Origin of the sequence: Tersicoccus phoenicis, from assembly GCF_001968835.1 — a bacterium.
Lineage (GTDB): Bacteria > Actinomycetota > Actinomycetes > Actinomycetales > Micrococcaceae > Tersicoccus > Tersicoccus phoenicis.
Window position 1 is genome coordinate 41,257 of sequence record NZ_MRDE01000004.1, and the last position, 7,175, is coordinate 48,431.

General features: G+C 67.6%; 4 protein-coding genes and 1 pseudogene. 2 read left to right on the top strand and 3 right to left on the bottom strand.

Translation table 11 applies throughout. The features are described 5' to 3' along the window. Nucleotides 1-2 precede the first annotated feature (2 nt). The 3 genes from BKD30_RS15695 to mobF form a co-directional block, all read right to left on the bottom strand. On the bottom strand, nucleotides 3-668 hold the full coding sequence (locus BKD30_RS15695) for a helix-turn-helix domain-containing protein (protein WP_076700534.1): 666 nt from the start codon (nucleotides 666-668) through the stop codon (nucleotides 3-5). Beyond that, nucleotides 661-1,239: a sigma-70 family RNA polymerase sigma factor gene (locus BKD30_RS00490; protein WP_328586881.1), complete on the bottom strand. Its 579-nt coding sequence runs from the start codon at nucleotides 1,237-1,239 to the stop codon at nucleotides 661-663. Before BKD30_RS00490 ends, BKD30_RS15695 begins: the two co-directional genes overlap by 8 nt. 177 nt (nucleotides 1,240-1,416) lie before the next feature. Further along, the gene (gene mobF, locus BKD30_RS00495; protein WP_076700556.1) at nucleotides 1,417-4,956 is read right to left on the bottom strand and encodes a MobF family relaxase; all 3,540 of its coding nucleotides are present in this window, start codon (nucleotides 4,954-4,956) and stop codon (nucleotides 1,417-1,419) included. 217 nt (nucleotides 4,957-5,173) lie between these two features. Here mobF and BKD30_RS00500 point away from each other — a divergent pair, with 217 nt between their 5' ends. Next, a complete protein-coding gene (locus BKD30_RS00500; protein WP_235861214.1) occupies nucleotides 5,174-6,355 on the top strand; it encodes a DNA cytosine methyltransferase in 1,182 nt (393 codons plus the stop codon). Between the two features lie 46 nt (nucleotides 6,356-6,401). Beyond that, nucleotides 6,402-7,023: pseudogene (locus tag BKD30_RS00505) on the top strand (IS5 family transposase); the annotation flags it as partial. Nucleotides 7,024-7,175: the final 152 nt, after the last annotated feature.

Sequence of the window (7,175 nt, forward strand, 5' to 3'; positions counted from 1 at the left end):
TCTTACCCTCGGTCGGCTTGTTCGATAGAGGCGACAAGGGCGTCGAGCGAACGCAACAGTTGCTCTGTGTCGGGGTGCTCCCCGCGGTGCACGGTCGCAAGCATCCGGCTTTCGAGCGTCGCCGTAGCCACGGCGCGTGACACTCGGCGGGCCTGCGACCAGCGGTCAACGAGTTGTGCGAACAGAGGATGCGCGCGTACCGCGCCTACATGATCGGGCAGAGAAGACAGCGATGGGGCCGAGATCAGGTCGTCTACCGGTGCTCCGACGATTTCAGCGATTGCCTGAACCACGGCGGGAGATACATCCGTCGCTGAACGAGTCTCCCACCTGAACACGTCGCTCTTGTCGAACTCCCACCCCCGCTCACGCAGGCGTGCGGCAACGTCGCTCACGCTCAGTCGCGCACGCTTTCTTACGCGAGACAATGCAGCGGAGTCGAGACGACATTCGCTGTCAGGGAGTAGACCGAGCATTGCTGCCACGGGGTCGTCTTCGAGCGCGGGCGCACCTTGGGCCGCGAGCCAGAGTGCGTCCGCGGTCTCAACGATGCCAGCGAGTTCTGTGCGCTCTCGATCGGTCAACTCAGCGTCACGCAGGATCAGTTCGCGCTCTAGCGGTCGTTCGAGAAGCTCGGCGACAAGCCTGTCGCGTTCATCGTTATTCATTGATCCCTTCCTCCCTTCTGCGCATTTCCTCTCGAAGGAGTGCTAGTGATCGTGTCGTCATCTGGCTCACACGTGCCGGAGTCACGCTCAGTTCCGTAGCCACCTCGGATCGCGGCCGTCCCAACGCCGCGGTCTCCCACACCGCCTTTCGATGGCGTTCGTCCAGTACCGAGAGACAGTCCCACGCGTGGCCAGCCCTTTCCTGTTGGTCAATGGCGTCAGCTACGTCTTCCCCGAGGTCGGAATCGTCGGCGCGATCATGGCTGGCCTCGACGAACTCGGGCCCGGCGTGCCGTACCTCGGCTGATCGGATTCGATCCAGTGCCTTTCGCTTCGCCGCGGTGACTAGGAATGCTTCCCAGTTCCGCACATTCTCCGGTGGCGAAGCCATGATTGAGACGATCGCGTCGTGCACCGCGTCGTCCGCCTCAGACGCACGACCGGCCTCGCGTAGCACTGAGGCCGCAACCTTGTGCATAGCGTCTCGATGACGGAGGTAGAGAGCACCGAGATCTGGCGGCATGTAGCTCATCGCTGCCGCCTCGGCCACTCGTCCCAGCGCCGGCACCATCGAGGCTGTCTCATCATCGGCCCCGTCCTCCTCACCTCGTAGTCGAGATAGCACCTAGCGCAGTTAGGCCACTCTGATGGGGACCGGGCTGCCCACTGACGATTGTCTCGCTTGGAGTCGAGTATGTGGCGTATCTACACGTGTCGGAGCGTGCCTGCGGCTCGGGTAGGGGTCGCATTACAGGCTCCGGGTGGGGGCAGCTTGCTCGACCGGTCGTCGCTCTGCGTCTCTCGGGCGCTGCCGAGCGATGTCACGTGCCCGTACGAGCGCACTGCTGGCGCGGGCGGCGTCGATCTTCTGCGCCGCGTTCTCCGGTGCCGGGCCGAGGGGTGTGTCGTCGGTTATGCCGTACCGGTCGCGGTAGGCGGCGACGGTGCGGGCGGGGCGTCGCCACGCCGCCGTCTTGCGCGGGTCGCGCGGCGGGTCACCGAGTGGCCGCGTCCAGGCTTCTCCGGCGTCGCGGGCAGTGTCGAGCACGGCGTCTGCGCGGGCCTCGATCAGTTCGCGCCGCTCATCGAGCGCTTGCCGCATATCGTCGGTCATCGAGCCGTCCGCGGAGGGGATCAGTCCGGCGATCAGCCGTGGCGCCTTATGGGTGCGGCCCGAGCCTGCCGGGCGGGCGGTGGCGCGAGCGACTCGGTAGTGGAGTACGGAGGCGATGTCGTCGGCGTCGGTGAACCCTCGTGCGGCGACCAGGCGCGGGAGCAAGGTGTCGAGGTCGTGGTGGTTGGCCTCGGCGCGGCGGAGTTCGGCGGTGAGCGCTCCGAACGCCTCGGACTCGATCGTTGCGTCGGCCTGTTCGGCGGTGAGACCGGCGTTGCGGATGAGGATGGCCCAGCGGTCGTGTTGGGCTGCGGCGGCGATGGTCTCGTACTCGGGGGCGAGCTGAGCGATCGAGCCCCAGTGTTCCTGCTCGGCAGTGATGGTCTCGTGCGCGGACAGCTCGGCACCGACGTGTTGCAGTACCCCGTAGAGCACGGAGTGTGCGGTGGCGTCGGGGTTGTCGCCGGGGTGCGGGTAGGCGTGCTCGTCGGCGCGGTCGAGGATCACGTAGGCGCGGTTGGAGTGCTTGCCGCGGGTCATCGCGACGTAGAAGTTCTCCCGCGTGGTGGTCGGCTCCACCAGCACGTGCGCGGTGTCGACGGTGACGCCCTGCGCCCTATGCGCGGTGATCGCGTAGCCCAGATCGACGTGATCGGCCACGTAGGTAGTGGGGAGGACGATGGTGCCGCCGAACCGGCGGCCGGTCTTGCGGATCGATACCGAGCCGTCGTCGCGGACGCCGGTGATGGTCCAGGTGTCCCCGTTGCGCACCCAGTCCTTACCGTTGCGGAGGCGGCGGTCGTTGCGGCGGGTGATGATCGTGTCCCCGATCCCCGCTGTGGTCCCGTCTGTGAGTTCTACCTCCTGGCCTGGTGTCAGGGTGCCGTCGAGGATCAGATCGGCGCGGGCGCGCTGGTTGAGGGCGGTCGTGCGGTCGCGGGTCTCGGCGACCAGCACCGACACCAGCCCTTGGTTCCGGTCGGTGTGCCAGGCGGCGTATGCGGCGTCGGTCATCGCCTCGGCCTCGCCTTCGTGGATGCGGTCGTGGTCGAGGTAGGTGTCGATCACCTGGGTGCGGCCGTGCCGCAGTGCGAGGGACGCGGTCTTCTCCCACTCGTGGGTGAAGCGGTGCACGTCGACCAGTTCGGGCGCCTCGTTGCGATCTTCGACGAGGAGCCCAAAGGCGCCGCCGGCATCCACGGATTGGAGCTGGCCGTAGTCGCCGACCAGCAGCACCTTCGCCCCGGCTCGTTCGGCCAGGTGGGTGATCCGGTCCAACGAGAGGGTTCCGGCGAGGGAGGCTTCGTCGATGATGACGAGCTGACCGGCCTCGAAGTCGGTGCCGTGGATGAGGTGGTTCTGCCACCACTTCGCGGTGTTCTCGCATCTGATCCCGAGGTCGTCAGCGAGCACCTGCGCCGCGACAGCGGACGGCGCCAACCCGACCACGGAGCCACTGCCGTGTTGCTTCTCCCACGCCCGTCGCAGGGCCGACATTGCCGTCGTCTTCCCCGCGCCAGCCGGGCCGACCAGCACATCGAGCATCCGGCCAGAGACCGCGATCTTCATGAGCACGTCGGTCTGATCCTCACCAAGCATTCGCCCCTCATGGTCAGGCTTGTTGGTGATCTTCTCTACGGTCGTCACGGGCACGGTGGGTGCGGTCAGGGTGCAGGACCGGTCGAGCAGCCGCTCTTCGGCGGCGAGCAGCAGCTCGGAGGAGAACACGGTCGAGTGCTTGGGCCTGAACACGCTCGTGCCGTCCCCCCGCCGGAACGTCGCCGGCGAAGTGGCGAGGTCGGGCGGCGTCAGCCGCACCGAGGCTTGCTCGGCGGCGTCGGCGACCATCGCAACCACGGCTTCCCGGTCGTGCATGGTGGCGAAGCGCCAGCCCATCGTTTGCCGGGACGCCTCGGCCATCAGGTTCCACCGCCGCCAGGTGGACCGCTTCTCACCCACCACCTCGACCACCGTCTGCCCGAGTTCGCCGATCGCGTCCAGGGGCACGTCATCGGCTCGGAGCAGCAACGGCTGGTCGTTGTCGGTGATCGTGCGCGCCCATCCAGTGGAGTCCTGGCCGAGCACGCCGGTGGCGCGGGTCCGCCAGTCGGAGGTGAGGTCGGCCAGTGACCGGACTTCCTTCTCTGGCCGCGTGGCGAGGGTGGCTTGGGCGCGCAGCTTGATGATCGTGGCTGTGGAGGGTTGGCGGCCGTGCCGGGCGACGTACTCGGCGATCAACCGATCCTTCTCGACGTCGATGTGCCGGGCACGAGTAGAGAACTCCTGGACAAGCTCCTCCGGAACGGTGCTGATCGCCCACGCCGGGTTTCGGTCCCGCCCCATGTCCCTGGCTTCCCATTCGACGCCGAAGGTGCGGGTCATGTGATCGGCGAACACCGCCTCGTGCAGCTCCGAGAGCGCGACCACCGCGGCGTGCATCGGCCGCCCATCCAGAGACCGCCACTTGCCGTCGAACGCGGTCTGGACCTTATTGGAGATGACGACGTGGGTGTGCAGGTGTGGGTCGCCTGCGCGGGAGTCGAAGTGATCGAACGCCGTCGCCACCAACCCGGTGACATCGACCTGTGCAACAGCTCCGTCACCGGCGGTTGCGCCGGTGCGGGTGGCTGCAACCTCGCGCTCCATGAACGTAACCACCTCCGCAACCGCCCGGCGATGCACCTCACCAATGAGCGCCTGCGTCCCGGCATCGGCAACCGCCCACAACGCCGAGGCCGACTTCGGGACCGAGAAGGTGAAATCGAACCCCGCCACCGCACGCCGCCTGCCGCGATCGCTCTCCTCGGCCTCGATCCGCGCGACCGCCTCGCCCTTCGCGCCCGGACTCAGGTCCGGGTCAAGGTCGGCGATCCGCGCCTCGATCCTTTCCGACACCGACCGGTAGGCGGGGAACGCGTGCCCGAGCGGGTCGCCGGTGATCGGGTCACGGCCCATCCCCATCAAGAGCTGAAGCTGAGCCTCCGACACCCGATCACCCACCGCGAGCTGACCCTTGCCGAGCGAGGCGACCCCGGACCCCAGCCACTGGCCCCGAGGCGTGCCCGCCTCCACGTAGTACCTCGTCAGCGGTGTGGACAGTTCACGGTCGCCGTCCGCGGCCGCGACCGTGCGCAGCAGGTACTTGTAGCCATCACCCGCCGACATCACGCGCATCGAGACCGTCACCACACCACCGCCTTTCGACGGACAGGTGAGCGGGCGACGACCGCGCGAATGCACCGTCAACCTAGGTTGACAAACCTCGACCTGCAAGACGCGTGTGACCTCGGACGGCGGCCGGAGCGAAGGCCGGAGGTGGAGGCGGCGGACGGGACTGCTCGGGTGGCTCGGTTCGGGCGGCGGGCGTGTGTCCGGGTCGTGCACCTGACAGGTGACCAACTCGGCATCAGTTCTCAACGAGGCACGGATGCCGGGGACGACCGTCACCGGAGCAGACTTCATGCACGACCTCGACACCAGCGGCGACTCAGAACTCAGGATCGGATCGCTGTTCAGCGGCTACGGCGGCCTCGACCTCGCCGTCGAGCACGTCTTCAACGCCACCACCGTGTGGTTCTCCGAACTCAACGAGCCCGTCGCCCGCGTCTTCTCCCGCCACTGGCCAGATGCACCGAACCTCGGTGACATCACGATCATCGACTGGAGCCAGGTCGAGCCCGTGGACATCCTCATCGGAGGCTTTCCGTGCCAGGACGTTTCCACCGTCGGCAAGCGCGCCGGTCTCGCACCCGGCACGCGCTCCGGGCTCTGGGCACACATGGCCGCAGCTATCGACGCGCTCCAGCCCGAATGGGTAGTCATCGAGAACGTCCGCGGGGTGCTGTCCTCGCCAGCGACGCGCCCACCCGCAGAAAGAGACGACCATGAACGACGCAACCCCGGCGACGCAACCCCCGACGGCGCAACCCTTCGCGGCATGGAACGCGACCCGTGGCATCTGGGAGACAACTCAGCTCGACCTCTACGGGCTCTCGGCGCCGTTCTCGGCGATCTGGCCGACCTGCGGCTGGATGCGCGATGGATCGGCCTACCGGCTTCCCTTGTCGGCGCTCCTCACCAACGCTTCCGCATCTTCGCCCTCGCCCGGCGCACTGTTTCGCACCCCGCTGGCGACGGACTCATCGCGAGGCGGGGAGACTCTCGACCAGGTGCGAGCGAGGCGCGGGACGATCGCGCTGTCGCACCAGATCATCGACTTCGCGCTCCACGGACCGGCGGGCTCACCGAGCAGGAGAGCCGAGTCGGAGACGCTGTGGTCGCTGGTCGACGGACTGTTCAGCGCTGGGGACGCTACGCCGACGCCATCGCCCGGTGGGAACACATCACCGGACGCCCCGCGCCAGCGCCAGCCCTCCTGAACGACGCGGACGGCCCCCGCCCGGCACCCGCGTTCGTGGAGTGGCTCATGAGTCTGCCGACTGGATGGGTCACCGGTACTGACCAGCTGACGCAGAATCAACAGATCACCGCGCTCGGCAACGGGGTGCTTCCGCTGCACGCAGTAACTGCTCTGCGGACGCTGCAACTACCGGGCCGGTCGGGCGATCTCTAGGGCGTGTCTCCCTTATGGCGGGTGAGGGGCGCGGCAGTGTGAGGCCATGGCCAAGGTGCGTTCGCGGTTCCGGGTGTTCAGTGATGAGGAGTGGGCGCGGATCGAGCCGCTGCTGCCCTCGAATGAGGGCCATAGGGGTCACCCCTTCGGGGAGCATCGCAAGGTGGTGGAGGGTATCGCCTACCGGTACCGGACCGGGATCCCGTGGCGTGATCTGCCTCGGGAGGAGTACGGGCCCTGGCAGACCGTGTGGAAGCGCCACCGCCGCTATGCCGAGGACGGCACCTGGGACCGGGTCCTGACGCAGATCCTGGCTGAAGCGGACGCCGAGGGGAAGATCGAGTGGAGCGTGTCGGTCGACGCCACGATCGCGCGTGCCCACCAGCACGCATCGAACACCACGCGCCCCGAGCAGGACACAGGGGGCTTGCTCGAATTACAAGAATTCCCCGTTGGATGAGGTTGAACCCGCGGGTCACGGCGTCGGACGCTCGCGCGGTGGGTTGACCACGAAGATCCATCACGCGGTGGACGGCAAGGGCCGGCCGTTGGCGATCGTGGTCACCGGAGGGCAACGCAACGACGGCGCGATGCTCGCCGATGTCCTGGCCGATATCAGCGTTCCGCGGGTGGGTCGCGGCCGGCCCAGGACCCGACCCGACGCCGTGACCTGACTTGATGCATTTGCTTAGTGTCCCGGTTCACCGGTGATCTGGTGAATGATGTCGGCGGCGTTCTGGGGGATGTGGGCCGGGATCAGCTGGGTGTGGTCGCCGGCGCGGATCAGGGCGGCCTGGATCGGGCGGAGCGTGGTGATGAT